This window comes from Flavobacterium kochi (genome assembly GCF_048286715.1).
Taxonomy (GTDB): domain Bacteria; phylum Bacteroidota; class Bacteroidia; order Flavobacteriales; family Flavobacteriaceae; genus Flavobacterium.
The window spans coordinates 119,477-137,439 of record NZ_JBLVPW010000011.1 but is presented as its reverse complement, the minus strand read 5'-3'; the positions used below and the strand labels follow the sequence as shown (position 1 = coordinate 137,439).

At 34.4% G+C, this 17,963-nt stretch carries 21 protein-coding genes and 2 pseudogenes; 6 read left to right on the top strand and 17 right to left on the bottom strand.

Translation table 11 applies throughout. The features are described from left to right. Positions 1-50: 50 nt before the first annotated feature. From ACNQGH_RS11790 to flxA, 17 genes and pseudogenes are all read right to left on the bottom strand, one after another. Positions 51-308, bottom strand: coding sequence for a phosphopantetheine-binding protein (locus ACNQGH_RS11790; protein WP_417956204.1), 258 nt, complete (start codon positions 306-308; stop codon positions 51-53). Between the two features lie 3 nt (positions 309-311). After that, positions 312-929 carry a 3-oxoacyl-ACP synthase gene (locus tag ACNQGH_RS11785; protein WP_417956203.1) on the bottom strand — a complete coding sequence of 206 codons (618 nt, stop codon included), beginning with the start codon at positions 927-929 and terminating at the stop codon, positions 312-314. Further along, a complete protein-coding gene (locus ACNQGH_RS11780; RefSeq protein WP_417956241.1) occupies positions 929-2,062 on the bottom strand; it encodes a beta-ketoacyl-[acyl-carrier-protein] synthase family protein in 1,134 nt (377 codons plus the stop codon). Before ACNQGH_RS11780 ends, ACNQGH_RS11785 begins: the two co-directional genes overlap by 1 nt. Further along, positions 2,055-2,513 carry an acyl-CoA thioesterase gene (locus ACNQGH_RS11775; RefSeq protein WP_417956202.1) on the bottom strand — a complete coding sequence of 153 codons (459 nt, stop codon included), beginning with the start codon at positions 2,511-2,513 and terminating at the stop codon, positions 2,055-2,057. The genes ACNQGH_RS11780 and ACNQGH_RS11775 overlap by 8 nt, the downstream gene beginning before the upstream one ends. Next, positions 2,488-3,771 carry an ABC transporter permease gene (locus ACNQGH_RS11770; RefSeq protein ID WP_417956201.1) on the bottom strand — a complete coding sequence of 428 codons (1,284 nt, stop codon included), beginning with the start codon at positions 3,769-3,771 and terminating at the stop codon, positions 2,488-2,490. Before ACNQGH_RS11770 ends, ACNQGH_RS11775 begins: the two co-directional genes overlap by 26 nt. Beyond that, entirely contained in the window at positions 3,761-4,459 is a 699-nt protein-coding gene (locus ACNQGH_RS11765; protein WP_417956240.1) for an ABC transporter ATP-binding protein, read from the bottom strand. Before ACNQGH_RS11765 ends, ACNQGH_RS11770 begins: the two co-directional genes overlap by 11 nt. A 64-nt stretch (positions 4,460-4,523) precedes the next feature. Then, positions 4,524-5,522, bottom strand: a complete 999-nt coding sequence (gene darH / locus ACNQGH_RS11760) for a BtrH-related acyltransferase DarH (protein WP_417956200.1) — start codon at positions 5,520-5,522, stop codon at positions 4,524-4,526. After that, complete coding sequence (DarG, locus tag ACNQGH_RS11755) at positions 5,522-5,926, bottom strand: flexirubin biosynthesis protein DarG (protein WP_417956199.1); 405 nt, start codon at positions 5,924-5,926, stop codon at positions 5,522-5,524. The genes darH and DarG overlap by 1 nt, the downstream gene beginning before the upstream one ends. Before the next feature lie 4 nt (positions 5,927-5,930). Continuing rightward, positions 5,931-6,392 (bottom strand): hotdog family protein, encoded by a 462-nt coding sequence (locus tag ACNQGH_RS11750; protein WP_417956198.1) that lies wholly within the window; start codon positions 6,390-6,392, stop codon positions 5,931-5,933. An 8-nt stretch (positions 6,393-6,400) separates the two neighbouring features. Beyond that, the gene (locus ACNQGH_RS11745) at positions 6,401-6,835 is read right to left on the bottom strand and encodes a hotdog family protein (protein WP_470303886.1); all 435 of its coding nucleotides are present in this window, start codon (positions 6,833-6,835) and stop codon (positions 6,401-6,403) included. Positions 6,836-6,840: 5 nt separating this feature from the next. Next, positions 6,841-7,974, bottom strand: a complete 1,134-nt coding sequence (gene darB, locus ACNQGH_RS11740) for a dialkylresorcinol biosynthesis protein DarB (RefSeq protein WP_417956196.1) — start codon at positions 7,972-7,974, stop codon at positions 6,841-6,843. 12 nt (positions 7,975-7,986) lie between these two features. Next, complete coding sequence (locus tag ACNQGH_RS11735; protein WP_417956195.1) at positions 7,987-8,895, bottom strand: dialkylrecorsinol condensing enzyme DarA; 909 nt, start codon at positions 8,893-8,895, stop codon at positions 7,987-7,989. 503 nt (positions 8,896-9,398) lie between these two features. Then, positions 9,399-9,614, bottom strand: a complete 216-nt coding sequence (locus ACNQGH_RS11730; protein WP_417956244.1) for a hypothetical protein — start codon at positions 9,612-9,614, stop codon at positions 9,399-9,401. Then, a pseudogene (locus ACNQGH_RS11725) lies at positions 9,541-10,131 on the bottom strand (beta-ketoacyl synthase N-terminal-like domain-containing protein); the annotation flags it as partial. The gene ACNQGH_RS11730 and the pseudogene ACNQGH_RS11725, both read right to left, overlap by 74 nt. 18 nt (positions 10,132-10,149) lie before the next feature. Further along, positions 10,150-10,881 (bottom strand): flexirubin biosynthesis SDR family reductase FlxB, encoded by a 732-nt coding sequence (gene flxB / locus ACNQGH_RS11720; RefSeq protein ID WP_417956194.1) that lies wholly within the window; start codon positions 10,879-10,881, stop codon positions 10,150-10,152. Positions 10,882-11,386: 505 nt separating this feature from the next. Then, positions 11,387-11,542 carry a hypothetical protein gene (locus ACNQGH_RS11715; RefSeq protein WP_417956193.1) on the bottom strand — a complete coding sequence of 52 codons (156 nt, stop codon included), beginning with the start codon at positions 11,540-11,542 and terminating at the stop codon, positions 11,387-11,389. A gap of 33 nt (positions 11,543-11,575) precedes the next feature. Beyond that, entirely contained in the window at positions 11,576-13,096 is a 1,521-nt protein-coding gene (gene flxA / locus ACNQGH_RS11710) for a flexirubin biosynthesis tyrosine ammonia-lyase FlxA (protein ID WP_417956192.1), read from the bottom strand. Between the two features lie 406 nt (positions 13,097-13,502). Here flxA and ACNQGH_RS11705 point away from each other — a divergent pair. From ACNQGH_RS11705 to ACNQGH_RS11680, 6 genes and pseudogenes are all read left to right on the top strand, one after another. After that, a pseudogene (locus tag ACNQGH_RS11705) lies at positions 13,503-13,682 on the top strand (rod shape-determining protein); the annotation flags it as partial. Between the two features lie 479 nt (positions 13,683-14,161). Beyond that, positions 14,162-15,037, top strand: coding sequence for a helix-turn-helix domain-containing protein (locus ACNQGH_RS11700; RefSeq protein ID WP_417956191.1), 876 nt, complete (start codon positions 14,162-14,164; stop codon positions 15,035-15,037). An 84-nt stretch (positions 15,038-15,121) separates the two neighbouring features. After that, a complete protein-coding gene (locus ACNQGH_RS11695) occupies positions 15,122-15,697 on the top strand; it encodes a sugar O-acetyltransferase (protein WP_417956190.1) in 576 nt (191 codons plus the stop codon). 31 nt (positions 15,698-15,728) lie between these two features. Continuing rightward, complete coding sequence (locus ACNQGH_RS11690; protein WP_417956189.1) at positions 15,729-16,805, top strand: alpha/beta hydrolase; 1,077 nt, start codon at positions 15,729-15,731, stop codon at positions 16,803-16,805. A gap of 89 nt (positions 16,806-16,894) precedes the next feature. Then, positions 16,895-17,305, top strand: coding sequence for a (R)-mandelonitrile lyase (locus ACNQGH_RS11685; RefSeq protein WP_417956188.1), 411 nt, complete (start codon positions 16,895-16,897; stop codon positions 17,303-17,305). Between the two features lie 162 nt (positions 17,306-17,467). After that, positions 17,468-17,947, top strand: a complete 480-nt coding sequence (locus tag ACNQGH_RS11680) for a cyclophilin-like fold protein (RefSeq protein WP_417956187.1) — start codon at positions 17,468-17,470, stop codon at positions 17,945-17,947. Positions 17,948-17,963: the final 16 nt, after the last annotated feature.

Here is a 17,963-nt window from a genome sequence, read left to right as displayed (position 1 = left end):
TACAGTAAGAAACTTTGTCAAAGCTCAAAACTTTAACAAAGATGAAAATCTTATTTCGTTCTATTTTCCTTTATGTAAGCGGCCATTGTTTCAATAGATTGAAAGATGGTTTTTCCCTCTTTGGGATCCACTAATTTGATTCCGTAATCTTTATCCAACATAACGATAAGTTCCAAAGCATCGATTGAATCCAATCCTAAACCATCTCCAAATAAAGGATCATTGTCATTGATCTCTTCCAGTTTGATATCTTCTAAATTTAAAATATCTATAATTTTTTCTTTTAATTCTTGCTTTAATGCTTGCATAAATTATTTGTTATATTCTGTTAGTAACGTTTCTATTTTATGTTCTAAATCCCCTTCTTTTACCACTAAATAAAGAAATGCTTTGTATTCTTCGTCGTAATATTCAACCCAACCGCAAAGCACTTTGTCCGCTTTATTTGAATCCAAAAGCACCTTGGCATAATTCGCCATAAAAGCGGGATTGAAGGTCTCAAAGATAAAGAAAGAATTCTCGCTTTTCAGTTGATGCCTGATGCTAATTTCTCCCAGGCAAATATTGGGCAAGGTATAAACAAAAACTGCCGGACTGGGAAAATAATTTTCTGGGTCAGAAATCGAGTTTTGGTATTTCACGTCAGTATCCAAACTTGACGAATTGTTGGCAAAAACTAAGGCAATATTGTTTTCTTTGGATTCACTATTTTCATTTTTCAAAAGTAATTCTGCTCCAATAAAAGCCAATTTACTTAAACGATCCATTTTGAAAAACTTGGGATAGTTGATTTCGAAATTATGATAAGCTTTCTTTGAAAAGTCTGAAAATGTTGATGGTTCTAACTTAAAAAGTGATGTTCCGTCCAAAATAATTTCATTATTATGAATGGTGCAAAAGGATTGTATGTAGGTTTTAATAGCTGACATTATTTCACTTTTTCGAATAAAACCGCCATATTACAACCGCCAAAACCAGAGGCTGTTTTTAGGAAATGATTCATTTCTTTGTTTTCATTTTTTTCGATGATTTTGATAGATTGACTTACTCCGATTTCATCAAAACCCAAAGAAACAAACAATTTGTTTTCTAAAACAGATTCAATTCCGATGACGGTTTCCAATAATCCCGAGGCTCCCAAAGTGTGTCCATAAAAACCTTTCAAGCTATTCACGGGAATATTTTCAAGCCCCAATCTATTGAAAGCAATAGCTTCCATTTCGTCATTAAAAGGAGTTGCTGTTCCGTGAGCCGAAATATAATCGATTTGATTGGCGTTGATTTTGGCTTCCGCTAAAGCGCTTTCGATGCTTCTAAAAAGGCCTTCGCCGGTTCTTGATGGTCCGGAAATATGGTTGGCATCGTTGATGGAACCGTCTCCAATAATTTTTATTTTGGCATTTCCTCTATTTGAAGAAACCAAAATTGCAGCCGTTGCTTCTCCCAAAGTAACCCCATTTCTGTTTTTAGAATACGGCCTGCAAGGCAAATCGCTCATCGCTTGAAAGGAATTGAATCCAGACAAAACAAATTCGGAAACTTCGTCACCAGCGACAATAAATATATTGTCAAACATTTCGCCTTGAATCAATCTTTTGGCCACCGAAACTGCCAATATTCCGGAAACGCAAGCATTGCAAATAACAATCGGTTCGGTTTTAAAACCAAAAAAAGCAGCTATGTTTTTTGCAAATTCACTCAAATGTGCTTTTTTAAAATTGGCTGAAGATGGATTTACTAAAGCAGTAATATTTCCCTTGGTTGTAGAAAGAATTAAACCTGTTCGTTCATCCAACCTTGATTTTTCGACTATGGGTTGCAAAGCCAAAATCATCATTTTTTCTAATCGGGTGTGATTATCTGCGGAAGAAATTTTGGCGAAAGCCGAGTTTAATTTCTCATTATTAACAATTGAAGCATAAAACGGCATTTTCATCAAGTCCGTATTTTGATGCAATTGAATACCAGAAACACTGCCAACAATATTTTTAATATTGGTAGTGACATCAAACCCAATGGGCGTGATACAATTGGTTTTGGTAATATATACTTCTCTAATCATCATATTTAATCAAACCTACTTTACGTTTCCATTCTTCATAAAACGGAGGATTTGTCAGCATTAATTCCCCTTTTTTATCCAAAAAAACCTGGATGGTTTCACCGGTGCAGGCAATTTCATTATTGGTATCAAAAATTTTGTATCTAAAAATCATTTTTGCTGCTGGAGTGTCAACAATTGTGGTTTCAATTCGGGCAACATCACCGTAGCGCAAAGACAATTTATGCTCGCAAATTGATTTGACGATGGGCGTCGTGAACCCTTTATCGTTGACATCTAAATAAGAAATGCCGTGATGCCTTCCGAAAGCTTCGCGACCGTCTTCAAAATAGGTAATATAATAGCCGTGCCAGACGATGCCGAGCGGATCGGTTTCGTTAAATCGAACCCTGATGTCTTTTGAAATAGTCAATTCGATTGCTTCCTTATACAGCTCTTTTCTTCTTATCATACAGCAATGCTATGGTTGTGGTAATTATGAAAAATAAAAATAACAAACTTATTTCCGGTAAAATGTCTAAAAGGGAACCGTTTCTCAAAAGCACATCATAAAATGCATTTAAACCCCAATTCATTGGCGACGATCGTGCAATGATTTGCATCACTTTCGACATTGCAAAAACTGGAACCCAAACGCCTCCCGTTGCTGCGAGAATAATTACTGATGTGGCACCAAAAGGAGCAGATTGCTCTTGGGTTTTGGCAATTGTTCCTAATAATATTCCGAAACCAATGGCTGCAAATCCAGAAAACATGGCCACAATAGTCATCATAAAAAGATGCCCTTGAACATTAAGCGGGGGCAATCCTAAATGTGGAAACAAGAAAATGGCAACGGCAACCATCATGTAAAACTGGATCATGCAAACGATTAAATACGCCACCGTTTTTCCTGCCAAAACTATACTATTTGAAACAGGATTGGTTCGCAATCGAACAAATGTTCCCTGTGTTTTTTCCTTGACAATATTGATGGAGAGAGGAAGAACAATGAAAAACATGGCGAAAAGCGTCCAAGCCGGAACATTATGCTGCACCGAATTTGGAATGATTTCCTTGTCGTTTTCTCTAGGAACAATTTCCTTGAAACTTATGAAACTTTTTTGCTCAAAACTAGTGCTTCCATCGCCTAATTGCTCTTGGAAAGTGGTGTAAATAGACTTGGTTTCTATTTGCGAAATCATTTTGTCAATAGAACTCATTACGGCATTCTTGAAACTCATTTGTACCGCAGGATCAAAATAAAGTTTCACCTCTTTTTGATTGATAACTTCAGCATTTCTGGCTTTCGCCAAAGTATCAGGCATTCCTAAATTACTGGTTATTTTTTCGACATTTTGATTGATTTTGGCCTGTAAATCAACACTTAATTTTTCTGGAATGATGATCGCCAATTGGTATTTTCCCTTGAAAACAGCTTCTTTTGCAAGTGATTCGGTTAGTGGTTGATTGTCTATTTTGGTAACAACAGTGAAAATATTGCTTTTTTGCAAATTATTGGAAACTGTTTTTGATACCTTTCCATTATCATTATCCACCAGAAGAATGGAAATTTTTGCCTTACTAGCTGTAACGAAAGTACTGTCCTGAATTAACGTCACGGCAATTACCAAAACCAGAGGCATCACAAACAAGGTTAGTAAACCGCCTAAATCTCTTTTGAGAAGCAGAAATTCTTTATAAACAGACATTACTAATTTATATATCATCTCGCAGTTCTTTTCCGGTTAGTGAAATAAATACATCTTCGAGATTATTTGCGTTTGGCGTTATGCTGATTAAACTCTCGGGCGTGCCTTGTGCATACAATTGGCCTCGGTCAATAATGGCGATATCAGTACAAAAATCCTCTGCTTCGGACAAATGGTGCGAAGTATAAATTATGGTTGTGCCGTTTTTGTTGAGTTGTTTTAGATAATCAATAATTGCATTTTTAGATTGCACATCAACGCCTACGGTTGGTTCGTCCAGAAAAAGTATTTTTGGATTGTGTAAAATCCCAGCAATTAAATTGACTCGGCGCTTCATTCCGCCTGAAAAAGTTTCGATACGTTTGTCGGCAAATTTTAAAAGCCCAAGAAAATCAAGGCTCTCGATTACTTTTTCTTTTAGATTATCGCTTTTCAAACCATACATACTGCCAAAATACATCAGGTTTTCTCTTGCAGTCAATGTTGGATACAAGGCATATTCTTGTGGAACAACACCAATAATTTTCTTTATTTGATTCGAGTTTTTGGCATAAGTCAAATTATTTATTGAAAAACTTCCAGATGTAGGTTTTATCAATCCGCAAAGCATCGAAATTAATGTCGTTTTTCCTGCGCCATTTGGCCCTAATAATCCAAAAATTTGGCCTTCATGTACAGACAATGAAAAGTCAACCAAAGAATACATTTCGGCATCTTTGTACTTTTTTGAAAGTTTTGTTATTTGGATAATTGGTTGCAAAATTTCGATTTTAACTAATGGCTAATTTTAATTTTTTAAAAAACACTTCTTCTTTATTGGAGATATCCATAAGTTGGTCAGCGATGCGGTTGTAAACATCCACTTGCGTGCTTCTGTTTTTGTAAATCCTGGAGGCTTCGACAGCAAAATCTCTCCACAAATCACCTATTGCAGTCATTTCTTGTGACAATTCTTTCAGTTTTTGATTTTCTACAATACCGGAAGCTTCTTCTAAAAAGGCAGCATAAATAAATCTAAAACCACCACCTCCAGTTCCAATTTCTTCCTGCATTCTCACCATTTGAGCCAGATAATGATTGGCTTTTTTGGTTCCGTGTTTCACGGGCCATTTTCTGATTTGTCTCGCTACAAGTCGCATTCCTCGAACACCAATAATTGGCATTGGCGCCAGCATATCTCGACAGGTATTTTTTATTCCTTTGATGATGGCAGCTTTCAAATCGATTATTTCAGGAATTTTGATTGGGTAATAGATTTGTCCTCTTGGAGCAAAAGCACCTTTGGCAAAACGCACTTTTCTCAACTCGTCGTGTGTCAGCGTTGTCACGTTTTCCATAATAGGATCGCTGATTAAATAATCAGTATCGGTTTTTCCATAAACGACTAAATTATGGGCGTTAAAATGAAAACGATATTCATCAGGAAAATAAGTCAAATTGTAAACGCCAACCTGCAATCCTGACGGAATATTATTTTTTAGATTTTCGTCTAAAGTCTTTACAGCATTAGCTTCACTAGAAAATTTTTGTCTTTTTATTTTCAATCCCAATCGTTTTGCAACCCTATTAAAAATTAGTCCGGGTAAAGGTCTGTAACTTATGGCAGGAGCATGATTTACTTTTAAAAAAGGTAAATAAACAAAGAAAAGTCCAGAGCCAATTCCGAAAACCATAGGTTCACTAATATTCAAGCCGTTGTGCTTTAGTAAATTAGAGGCCACTCCGTTTTCGCAATGTGCAGATTGATGATGTGTAAAGTTTGTTTCCATTAATGGGTTTTAAAATTTCTTAATTCGTTAATGGAAATATCGAAAGTTTCGGCATATTTCTGTAAAATTTTGTCGCTTAATTTAGCAAATACTTTGGGTTTGAAATGTCTTTTTACGCGCCATTGCCATATTCCTACGTAACTTGAAAGAATAGCAACATCCATTCTGCTGTATTCCATAAAATAGACAATCGGACTTACTTCATTCTTTTCTACTTGCGCTTTTGCAATGGCAACACGTTCACTTATTTCGTCAATAGAATTAGTGAGTGCAATAGTTTTTGGTTCCCAACCCGTGCTTAAAGCAGTCGTGTAATTGCCCTTTTCATCGGTGGCATAAACCAATTCTTTCATGTTTTTATTAGAAAGATTGCCTTTGTCCTGCGGTACTTCTTCTTTTTTCATAATGCTATTTCTTAGAAATATTTTCTTGAAGGAAAAGATTGATTTCTCCTTCCAAAAGTAATTTATCCTTATTGAAGGTTTGGCAACTCAATGTACACAAACTGTAATCGTCGGTTATGAATTTTGAAAGCAAAGCAGCTTTAGTAGTTAAAATATCGCCAACCTTTGGCAATTCAAAAATTTTTATTGATTTTATAGTACTTATAAATCCTATAACTTCAACACCGCCAATTTCCTGATTATTTTCATCAATAAAATAACTTTGGGCAACAATAGACGAACAGGTTTGTGCCGCATTTTCTATCAATCCAGCTTCTAAAAACATATTATTTTGAACAAAAATAGTGTCTTTTTTTATTTCAAAAATTGTTTCAGTATATTCATTATCAACAGCAACGATTTTATCAACCATAAGCATTGGCGGTTGATGAGGCAAATAATGTTTTATGTCTATTGTGGTCTCCATTTTTGGAATTATTTTGCTAGAACGGTTTTCATTTGAGCACTGGCAATTTCTACACCATTTAATTTTGTAACTACATCAACTAAAGTGATACCTCCAAATTCCTGAATTATGGTAATCGCTGTTTTAATTTCGTCATTGAGTTTTGGTAATTTTCGTATTTCAACATCTTTAATAGAACCTATGTAACCTATTGGTGCTGGTTCCTTTTTTAAAAAAAATTGATATCCGGTGTGTAAAGCTATAGATTGGGCCATATGCTCAATTAACCCAGCCTCTACAAGGTTTCCGTTGTAAAAAAAGATATTGTCATTTTGAATTCTCAAACCGGAAACTAAAGCGTCCTCGGTATACGAATACATTTTATCTACCATTACAAAAGGAAATTTCTGTGGTAACAAATTTTCCACGAAATCCTTGTCGAATGCGGCATTGGACCCATTCACAGTATTTAGCAAACCGTTAAATAGGCTAGGGCATAAGAAAATCTACCGCTTTCCGGAACAGAAAGTAGCATTGTGTCTCCTTTTTTCAAACGACCCGAATTCACTAATTCTTCCAGCATTAAAAATATGGAAGCCGCACCAACATTACCAACATCTTTCAAGTTCATGAACCATTTTTCTTTTGGCATGTCAATCCCTATTTCTGTTAACTGATTTACCAATCTGTCTACAAAATAATGGGAAGAAACATGAGGCATAAAATAAGTAACATCTTCTGGTTTAACATTATTTTTTTCTAATGCCATTTTTACACAATCAGCGCCCTTTACGATGATATTTACATCTAAAAGTTTAACATCTTGCTTTATTGAAAAAACAGACTGTTCTAGCCATTCGTCCGACTTATAATCACTCCAAGGTTTGATATCTCCGTTTTCTAATTTATCTCCACCAGCATACATGCAAGTTTCCAGTTCGTGTGCAAAAGAATAAGCTTCCATCCACTCCACTTTCAATGGAGTTTCTCCATTTGGTTCATTTTCCAGTAAAAAAGCTGCTGCTCCATCGGACAACATAAAACGTAAAAAATCCTTTTTGAAAGCTAGTATGGGTTGCTCTTCGAGTGTTTTTAAATTGACTACCTCATATTCGAATCTGTCTGCAATCAACATGGACGAAAATCTTTCAGAACCTGCACAAACTGCCGTTTTAGAATTTCCAGATCGTACTGACAAAAAACCGTATTTAAGAGCATTCATCCCGGCATTACAAACACCTGCCGATGAATTTAATTCTACTGATTTATTTTTTAAAAATCCATGTACCATTGAAGCATGAGAAGGCATCATGTAGTCTGGTGATGAAGTTCCGCATGACAAAACTTCGATATCCTGTTTTGTGAATTTATCGTCAAATAGACCCTCAATTGCCTTGAATGTTAATTCAGCATTGGTGTGTGTCGCTTTTCCATTTTTGTCTAAGGCATAATAGCGAGAAGTAATTCCATTATTTCTTAGAATCAAGTTTTTTACTTTTGATACCGTATTATTGATTAAGCCCAAATATGATTCCATTTCATCATTACAAATTACTTTATTGGGTAAAAATTTACTTGCCTTTGTTATGTAAACATCAAACATATTTCTTTAAATTTAAATTATTATTCCTTTATAATACAATTTTTCTTTTTTTATTTTATTTAGCATCAATGGATAAAAAATAAGATAAAACACGAACACTATTGGTGAAATTATCCATATTGCAACAAACAAATACATTTTAAAAACTTTGAGCCATGTTTTTCTTGATTCTCCTTTTTTAACGATAAAGTTGGACCACATGGTAAAAATCTTGTTCCCTGTTCTGTCTACGGTAATTAGAAATGGTTTAACTTTCACGGCGTCAAGTTCAACTAATTTAGGCTGTAAATTCTCTAAATTATTATCATTTAAACAAGAAAGAATAACTTTTCCGAATTCGGATGATTCTTTAATGTCTTTATCCGAAACTCCAGGCAATGGAAAAATCCCCAAGTATTTTCTTTTAATTCCTGAAAGCATCCAGTCAAATATGGTAACAACACTAATTAAATTCCCGGCTCGGTCAACCAAAGCAATATTTCCCTTGAGTTGGGCATTGTTTTGTTTTAATAATTTTTTTATTTTTTCCTGAGCCAATATCCACATATTTCTGGATCCACTGATAGTTATTACCGGGGTATTATTTAGAAGTATTTTGGCTGCCGGACTTTTTAAAAATGAATTTATGGGGATGGAGGGAGACAAATACCAAACTTGATAATTCAATAGAATTAAATCAAACTTTGTATTCAAAATTTCAGGCGGAACTGGTTTTAAAGCGCTTGGAATTTGCAAAAAAGATTCTGGAAAAACATCAAAAAAGGCCTCGGAATTCCAAGGAAAAGGAAATGTTTTTTCTAACTGGATTTCATGAAATGTAACAGTAATCTCAGTCGAATTCAAAAGGGGATTTGATATGTTTCTTGCAATGGATTCCAACTGTCCACTTTGAGAATAATAGACAACAAGGACATTTTTCATTTTTTGAAATTTATAAATACGAATCTAATTAAAAAAAATAATTTATCCTAATGCCTGAATTCGATTAATATTTTCAAGAAAAAAAATCGCATAAAAAAAAGAAATTGCAGTTTGTTTAAGTTATTGAATTTCATAGGCTTAAGGCGCTATCTCTTTTGTGGTTAATTTTGATAAAACCATTGATATTTTTTTGTCTTGTTGATTAGTTTTGCTAAAATTTTGATAATTGAACTAAAGATGGCTATTCTTGGGTTTTTTTGTAAATCTTGGTGACAGGTTAATAGCTTATAACTTTGTCCAAAAAAAACGTCTATTGGCTAAAGTGTATTTGAACCAGTTAATTAGAATTTTCTCTTAATTAAACTCCGCCAAGAGACTTTTGTTTCCTTGAAAGTCCTTATTTTATCAGCTCTTTTAACATGAATCCATTCTGGCCAAGTGGATGCGTCTACAGCATCATAAATCCGTAGTTTTTGGCCTGCATTTCAGAATCGCTGCGGCAACTATTCCCGAAGGTGTTGCCTCAGCACCTCCATGCGAAAGCGTGCTTGCGCCACAAAGATATAGTTCTCGATTTCTGATTTGTTTTTAAACGGAAATGGCCCTACTTGATTTAAGATTTTTTCGGTTCCATATACATTTTCCTGCTCTTTGCATTGCGATTGATGCTCCTTCCACATTTGGAGTTGAAATATGTCCTCGATTGGACGAAAATCCATAACCCACAGCTTCGGCAATAATAGTTGCACCTCGTTTTATGGTTGATTCGTAACTTTCTAGAATTTATATTGCACCTCCACCACTCGGAATTAATCCGTCACGACTGGTGTCAAAAGGCCTGGAAGCCTTTGTGGGTTGGCCTCTGTGGGATAAAAAATACCCAAACCATCAAAACTGCTCATTGCATATTTGTTAATTTCTTGTGCACGTCCACAAATTATAATGTCTTGGAATCCGCTTTTAATTAAGAAATAAGCCAGTCTTGCTGAATGAGAACCGCTGACACAAGCAGTACTAATAGTAAGATTGATTCCTTTATAGTTTAAAAATCGTGGCTTCAGTAAAGGCTTTTGAAACGCTGTCATTGCCATACATGATTCCAACCTCGTTTTCATCAAAAAAAGTATCATCAATATTGGCGTTTTTTAAGGTTTCTAGTGAATCCTTTACTTTATCTAGTGACGTTCCAGTACATCAGTAAATATCCATTCCTGTTATGACAACTCTCTTATTCATTATCGTTGAAGTAATTTTTTAAGAATAAATACCTCCATTTATATTAATAATTTCGCCAGTGATATAACTGGCTTTTTTTGAAACGAGAAAGCTTACCAAGTCGGCCACTTCTTCGGCTTCGCCAAAACGATTCACGGGAACCATTTTTATTAATTCTTTTTCGTCCAATTGGCTGGTCATTTCGGTTTTAATGAAACCGGGAGCAACCGCATTTACAGTTATGTTTCGTTTAGCAATTTCTTGTGCCAATGCTTTTGTGGCGGCAACAACTCCTCCTTTTGCGGCAGAATAATTAATTTGTCCGGCCGTTCCTTTTACTCCCGAAAGGGAAACTATGTTTACAATTCGACCGAATTTATTGCGCAACATTTTTTGAATAAAAAAGTTGGTTACATTAAAAAATCCGTTCAAATTTGTGTTTATAACGCCTGTCCAATCTTCGGGAGTCATCCACATAAACAGTCCATCTTTTGCAATTCCGGCATTATTGACAATCACTTCAACAATTGCTTCAGGATTTACATCCTGCCATTGTGTTAAAGCTGTTTTTACTTCTTCAAAATTAGCAACATTGAATTGAATAATCTCCGCCGTTGCTCCATTTTTGATTACCGCTTCCAAAGTTTTTTCGGCAGCCTCTTTGTTGGATTGATAATTTATCAGAATATGATAATCTGTATCATTTGCCAACTTTTGACAAATTGCACTGCCAATTCCTCTTGAACCTCCTGTTACTAATGCACACTTCATATTTAATTTTTATTTTTGGAAAGGTTCTGCGTTTTCAAACCATTGATTTCCTAATACTTGTCCCTCTGGTTTAATAATCCCCATCCTTTTTCGCTTTTTACTCTGGCTAAACCATTAATAAAGCCTTTATCCTCATTGCTGAATATAGCAAACCCAATAGAAGAAATTTCATATAGGATCATTATTTCTTACTTTGGTATATCCTTTTTGGATTTAATTACATCATATTTTGGTTCTAAACAAATTCCATTTTTATTGTTGACTAAACCAATATTATCTCCTTGTCTTATAAAAGCAACACCATCCGCAAAATCATAAACCTTATTTGATGCAGGCGCTGCGAGTATTTCTCTTTTGTCTTAATATAAAGCATTTTTTATTTTTTGATACCACACAAATTCCATTACCGAAATATTTTACCTCGTCAAAAAATAGCTGGAATAATCCATTCCCTTTTGCGTCAATAAAAACCTATTTTCCGTTTTCTTCGGCGGCAGCCAATCATTCAGAAAAAAATTTTGCTGTTTTGTATTTTGGGCTGAATGGCAAATTCTCCCCTTTTGGAGATATATCCAAATTTTCCATCTTTCCGTTCCAACGCTAACTCTTGAGCATTCCCAAATTGAGCTAATAAAAATAAAACAAAAATCACCTTTTTCATAAGGCAAGATTTTAATTAAAACATGCCAAAGTACTATTTATTTATCAAATAATCTTTTACTTTTTGGACAAACGGATACATTACCTGGTCTTCTTTGAATGTTGGAATAATGGTACGAACATCATCGTACATTTTTTTAGTCACAGACGAAATCTTGTCATTTTGTTCTAAATAGTCAATGGCCTGAACAATGGTAATCAACTCAATCGCCAAAACTTCGAATGCATTTTCAATCACTTTTGCAGTAATTACGGCCGCATTGGTACCCATACTCACAATGTCCTGATTGTCATTATTGTTGGGAATACTGTGAACATACATTGGGTTGGACAACATTTGATTTTCGGCAGTGGTTGAAGTCGCCGTAAACTGTACGCCCTGCATTCCAAAGTTAAATCCCAAAGTTCCAAGATTTACAAACGGAGGCAGAATTTCGTTTAGTTTTGAATTTAATAAATAATTCAATTGACGTTCGGCAAGCATTGTTAATTTGGTAATTACAATCTTCAGCTTGTCCATTTCCAACGAAATATAATCGCCGTGGAAATTTCCGCCGTGATACACGTGCTGGTTTTTTACGTCAATTATGGGATTGTCGTTTGCCGAGTTAAATTCGTCTTCAAGTATAGAGGAAACATTGTTTATTGTTTCAAGAATCGGCCCTAAAATTTGGGGAACACAACGCAAAGAATAGTATTCTTGTACTTTGTCTTTGAATATGTCTTCGTTATTTTCGCCAGAGTACAAATGGTCTTCTCTTTTTCGGATCAAGGTGCTGTCTGTAAGATTTTCTCTCATTCTTGCTGCCACTTCTCTTTGTCCTTTATGACGTTTGGTGTTGTTCAATTCTTCAGAAAAATGATCATCATAAGCTTGGACAATTTCATTGATGGCGCATGAAAATTTCAACGACCAGTCTAATAATTTATTGGCATAATGAACATTTACAACACCAATTCCGGTCATTACGGATGTTCCGTTAATCAACGCCAAACCTTCTCTGATTTCGATCTGAATGGGTTCAAGATTTTCTACTTGGAAAACCTCTAGCGTTGGTCTTCTTTCGCCTTTATAAAAAACTTCTCCTTCACCTATCAATACCAAAGCAAGATGCGACAACTGCACTAAATCTCCGCTGGCACCAACACCTCCGTGTTCGAAAATTAAGGGAGTAATGTCTCTATTGATTAATTCCTTCATTAAATGAATTAGCGAAGGATGAACGCCTGAATTCCCTAAGGAAAGCGAGTTTAACCTTGCTAAAATAGCCGCCTTTACGGAAATTGCATTTAGCGGTTTTCCTGTTCCCGAAGAATGACTTCTAATTAAATTGTATTGCAGTTGAAGTCTGTCTTCGTCTTTAATACGATACTGAGCCATTGGTCCGAAACCAGTATTTACACCGTAAATTACTTTGTTTTTAGAGAATTCCTTTAAAAAATTAAAGCTTTCATTTACCCTGTTTAAAACAACTTCACTGATAGCTATTTTACCGTTTTCAAAGATTATTGATTCAAACTCTTTTATGCTTAAATATTCCATTATAGTATTCATTCAACTCGTGTATTAATTTTAATTAAATAACTTTTTAGTACATGATAAAAAAAACATATTTCATTGATAATCAATAAAATAGAGAATTTAAATCACAATAAAAGACTGGTATTCAATACATTAAATAATTATTACGATATAATTTTTCTAATGAGGAATACCAGTCTCGAAGGTAAAGATATGCCATTAATCACGATTTTACAAGAGCATTTTAAGGGAGGTGTCAATTTAGCAGTGCTCAAGCTTATCAGTTTATTTGTCATTGCTCTATGCAAAGTAAAAACAATTAATTATGATAGATTAGTCTCTGGATTTGACGCAAAAGTCAATAAAAGCAGTTCTTACAGGAGGATACAGCACTTTATGGCGGACTTCGATTTGCTAATGAAACTCGTTTCGACATTACTATTTTATGGGCTTGTATCTCGCAGGGGGAGGGGCAATGCTGCGCGGTCTTGATAAAAGGATTTCGCAGAAGACGGATTTGCCGGTTTATATTGCAGAAGATCCTTTAAAAGCTGTGGTTAGAGGCACTGGTATTGTCTTAAAAGATATACCTAAATATAAAAGAGTACTGATAAAATAAGTTCGTTTTTACATCCGTACAATTGAGCTTTTTGCACCTGATCCAACCAAAGGTTGTTGAATATACTTAAAAAGACATAAAAAAAATTCCATTTCGTTAGAAATGGGATTTTAGTTTTGGTGACCCCAGAGATACAAATTTCAAACCATTTTCTACAAGATTTGAAGAAATTGGCATGCTTTTAAGATAATTCTGTAAGATAAATTTTAAAAATTTAGTTGAAAGCGGTTTAATGTCCTGTTGGGGTTAAAATGTTAAAACAAACCCTATTTCTTAATAAATGCAATTTTTTGAAGAACATGTTTAAGAATAAAAATTTATCAAAAATCTGGTAAGTAGTCTATTCAAATAACAATTAAATAAATATTTTTAGAAAATCCACCTCATAATTTAGTGCGGATCTTCTAAAAAATAAACCTACAATCTTCCCAATATATTAATAATTTCAAATTAAAGTTTGTTTTTTATAACTTTGTGAAATGCAAAACAAAATTATACGTTCGGTTTCAGAATTTAATACTGAATTAAAATTAAAAGGATTTAACGTTTTTCAAATAGAAAGCGATGGTGCTGCAACACGTAATTATAGCAGAAAGGATTTTTATAAAATTTGCCTGACTACTGGAAAGAGCATTATTCATTATGCCGATAAAAGTTTTAGTGCAGAGGGAACTGTTTTGTTTTTTGGCAACCCGTATATTCCTTATTCCTGGGAGACAATCTCCACTAGTTATGTAGGTTACACTTGCTTGTTTTCCGAAGAATTTTTAAAATCCGACCGCTCCGAAAGTTTGCAACATTCTTCCTTGTTTAAGATTGGAGGAACACCAATATTAAAAATAACAGAAGAACAGCGAGATTTTTTGAACACACTCTTCCAGAAAATGATGGAGGAGCAACAAACGGATTATACTTATAAAGATGATCTAATTCGTAATTATATTAATTTGATAATTCACGAGGCATTAAAGATGCAACCTTCTGAAAATTACACGAATAACAATAATGCTCAATCCCGAATTACATCCGTTTTTTTGGAGTTATTGGAAAGACAATTTCCAATTGAAACCAGTGAGTGTCCACTTGAGTTAAAAACAGCACAGGACTATTCAAACGCTTTATCTCTTCATGTCAATTATCTTAATCGTGCTGTAAAAGGAGTGACTGGAAAGTCTACCACGACTCATATTTTGGAGCGTATTATTAGCGAAGCTAAAGCTATGTTACAGCATACCGACTGGAATATTGCAGAAATAGGGTATGCTCTTGGTTTTGAGTATCCAACTTACTTTAATAACTTTTTTAAGAAAAATACCGGAACAAATCCTAAAAGTTTCCGTCTAGATTTGGTTTGAATTTCTTAACTATAGGTTTGATTGTTGTTACCTTCCGATTTCAGTTTCGATATAATTTTGTACTTGTAATAAATGCAAAGAGATATGGAAACTACAACTATTTTCAAAAGAGATAAATCTGGCGAAACAATTCATCTTAATGATCCTGAATATCCAAAATTATTTAAGGTTATTCAAAAAGCTATTTTGAAAACTGCAAAACTCAACAATCTTGTTACAGATGATTTGGAGGAAATCAACTCCATTTTTAGCGAACTAATTGGTAAAAAAGTAGACGATACTTTTTTTATCATTCCACCTTTCTATTCTGATTTTGGAGAAAATATAAATATTGGTAAAAATGTATTTGTAAATCATGCCTGCACTTTTATGGACAGAGGCGGAATTACTATTGAAGACAATGTACTTATAGGTCCCAAAGTAAATCTGATAACAACCAACCACCCTATAAACCCCACCGAAAGGAGAGCTACTATTTCCCAACCGATACTAATAAAAAAAGGTGCTTGGATTGGTGTTGGTGCAATTATACTTCCTGGAGTTACTATTGGCGAAAACTCCATTGTAGCTGCGGGAGCTGTAGTGTCTAAAGATGTTCCTGACAACAGTATTGTCGGTGGAATTCCTGCCAAATTTATTAAATCAATTGCAGAAAATTAATATCTAAAGAATTATTAAAAATTTAAACAAAATGAGAAGATTAAGAATTTTAATAGTTGCCTATATTATAGTATTAGGAAGTGCTTATGCACAGAAAAATACTAAAAATAAAACCGAAAAATTCACAAAAATGGAAAAAATAGCATCAACGGGATTTACAACATTTAAAGTTAGTGATAACGTTAAGATGTATAAAGTTACTTTCAAAAACCAGTATATTTTGGATGTTGCAGGACATCTTTTTATTCCTAATAATTTAGACCGTACTACAAAACATGCAGCTATTATTGTCGGGCATCCTATGGGTGCTGTAAAAGAGCAAAGCGCTGATGTCTATGCATCAAATATGGCGGACCGTGGTTTTATTACTTTAGCAATTGACTTATCTTTTTGGGGCGAGAGTGCAGGTGAGCCACGTAACGCTGTTTTGCCAGACATGTATGCTGAAGATTTTAGCGCAGCAGTCGACTTTTTAGGAACACGATCCTTTATTGACAGAAATAATATAGGAGTAATTGGCGTTTGCGGAAGCGGAAGTTTTGTTATAAGTGCGGCTAAAATTGACCCAAGAATGAAAGCTATCGCAACGGTAAGTATGTACGATATGGGTTCTGCAAGCCGCAATGCGCTGAATCATTCGCAAACTCTTGAGCAGAGAAAGAAAAATCAGGAACAAGCTGCAGAACAACGTTATGTAGAATTTACTGGTGGAAAAACTAAATATACAGGAGGAACAACGCATCAGCTGGATGAAAATACACATCCTATTCAACGTGAGTTTTATGAATTTTATCGTACACCTAGAGGAGAATTTACCCCAAAAGGAGGCTCGCCTGAAACAACAACGCATCCAACTTTGAGCAGTAATACAAAGTTCAATAATTTCTATCCTTTTAATGATATAGGAACCATTTCACCTCGTCCTTTACTTTTCATTACAGGAGATAAAGCGCATTCAAAAGAGTTTAGTGAAGATGCTTACAAACGTGCGGAAGAACCAAAAGAACTATATTATATAAAAGATGCTGGTCACGTAGATCTTTACGACAAAACCAATTTAATTCCTTTTGATAAATTGGATACCTTCTTTAAAAAATATTTAAAATAAAAATTTCAATGACAAATTTTATGCGTGTGTTTTTTTTATTTTTGATACTATCAATTGCAGCGTGCAACAATAATTTAAAACAAGAGAAAATGGAAACAGGAAATAAAACAAGTCTTTTTGAAAAAGGAGAAAGACTGCCGGCAGAATGGTTTAGTGGTAATGCTTATTTGCAACCATTGGTAGCTAAAGATAAAAATAATGATTTCTCAATGGGTAGCGTAACATTTGAACCTGGAGCAAGAACCAATTGGCATACACATCCCAGAGGACAGGTGCTGATTGTAACGGATGGACAAGGTTTTTATCAGGAAAAAGGCAAAGCCGCTCAGGCTATACAAAAAGGTTCTGTGGTTAATATTCCCGAAAATACGGAGCACTGGCATGGAGCGTCAGCAAATAGTAAAATGGTCCATATCGCCATTACTAATTTTAAAGAAGATATTCAGGTTACTTGGCTAAAACCTGTAACAGAGCAAGAATATACAGAAGTGACTAAATAATAACTGCCGTAAAGATGAACAAAAATGAGAAATTAATGAGAAGAAAATTTATTCAGTGAACTGCTTTGGCCGGTGCAGGTGTATTGGTACTAAATCTGCAGTTAAAAAAGAAGATATCGTTTTGAAATTGATGCTTCAACATTCTAACTAATACAAAATATTATGAAACAGAAAATTTTAATTATCTTTTTTGTGTTTTCTTTTGTTGCGGCTTTTGCTTCATGCGATAAAGAGAATGATTCAGCAAACAATAGTAATACTGAAAACACTGACAATACTAATGAAACGATGAATGCAAAAATCCGAATTAAGATTGGTTCAAGTACCTTTAATACTACACTTTCGAACAATGCTACTGCAACAGAATTTAAAGCAATGCTGCCGATGACAATTAACATGAGTGATTTGAATAGCAATGAAAAGTTTTATGATTTCGCCAATGCTTTAACAACCAATGCATCTAATTCTTCTACTATACAAACAGGAGATTTAATGCTCTATGGAAATAGAACATTAGTGCTTTTTTACAAAACATTTTCTACCTCATATAGTTATACTAGGTTGGGTCGCATTGATGATACAACAAGATTAACTGAGGCACTGGGTAATGGAAATGTTAGTATAACTTTTGAACTACAATAGAAAACAATATAAGAAT

Bases quoted from the DNA above. Each gene is read 5' to 3' on its own strand.
- ACNQGH_RS11790 (WP_417956204.1), bottom strand. From the start codon at position 308: ATGCAAGCATTAAAGCAAGAATTAAAAGAAAAAATTATAGATATTTTA.
- ACNQGH_RS11785 (WP_417956203.1), bottom strand. From the start codon at position 929: ATGTCAGCTATTAAAACCTACATACAATCCTTTTGCACCATTCATAAT.
- ACNQGH_RS11780 (WP_417956241.1), bottom strand. From the start codon at position 2,062: ATGATTAGAGAAGTATATATTACCAAAACCAATTGTATCACGCCCATT.
- ACNQGH_RS11775 (WP_417956202.1), bottom strand. From the start codon at position 2,513: ATGATAAGAAGAAAAGAGCTGTATAAGGAAGCAATCGAATTGACTATT.
- ACNQGH_RS11770 (WP_417956201.1), bottom strand. From the start codon at position 3,771: ATGATATATAAATTAGTAATGTCTGTTTATAAAGAATTTCTGCTTCTC.
- ACNQGH_RS11765 (WP_417956240.1), bottom strand. From the start codon at position 4,459: ATGTATTCTTTGGTTGACTTTTCATTGTCTGTACATGAAGGCCAAATT.
- darH (WP_417956200.1), bottom strand. From the start codon at position 5,522: ATGGAAACAAACTTTACACATCATCAATCTGCACATTGCGAAAACGGA.
- DarG (WP_417956199.1), bottom strand. From the start codon at position 5,926: ATGAAAAAAGAAGAAGTACCGCAGGACAAAGGCAATCTTTCTAATAAA.
- ACNQGH_RS11750 (WP_417956198.1), bottom strand. From the start codon at position 6,392: ATGGAGACCACAATAGACATAAAACATTATTTGCCTCATCAACCGCCA.
- darB (WP_417956196.1), bottom strand. From the start codon at position 7,974: ATGTTTGATGTTTACATAACAAAGGCAAGTAAATTTTTACCCAATAAA.
- ACNQGH_RS11735 (WP_417956195.1), bottom strand. From the start codon at position 8,895: ATGAAAAATGTCCTTGTTGTCTATTATTCTCAAAGTGGACAGTTGGAA.
- ACNQGH_RS11730 (WP_417956244.1), bottom strand. From the start codon at position 9,614: ATGGATTTTCGTCCAATCGAGGACATATTTCAACTCCAAATGTGGAAG.
- flxB (WP_417956194.1), bottom strand. From the start codon at position 10,881: ATGAAGTGTGCATTAGTAACAGGAGGTTCAAGAGGAATTGGCAGTGCA.
- ACNQGH_RS11715 (WP_417956193.1), bottom strand. From the start codon at position 11,542: ATGAAAAAGGTGATTTTTGTTTTATTTTTATTAGCTCAATTTGGGAAT.
- flxA (WP_417956192.1), bottom strand. From the start codon at position 13,096: ATGAATACTATAATGGAATATTTAAGCATAAAAGAGTTTGAATCAATA.
- ACNQGH_RS11700 (WP_417956191.1), top strand. From the start codon at position 14,162: ATGCAAAACAAAATTATACGTTCGGTTTCAGAATTTAATACTGAATTA.
- ACNQGH_RS11695 (WP_417956190.1), top strand. From the start codon at position 15,122: ATGGAAACTACAACTATTTTCAAAAGAGATAAATCTGGCGAAACAATT.
- ACNQGH_RS11690 (WP_417956189.1), top strand. From the start codon at position 15,729: ATGAGAAGATTAAGAATTTTAATAGTTGCCTATATTATAGTATTAGGA.
- ACNQGH_RS11685 (WP_417956188.1), top strand. From the start codon at position 16,895: ATGGAAACAGGAAATAAAACAAGTCTTTTTGAAAAAGGAGAAAGACTG.
- ACNQGH_RS11680 (WP_417956187.1), top strand. From the start codon at position 17,468: ATGAAACAGAAAATTTTAATTATCTTTTTTGTGTTTTCTTTTGTTGCG.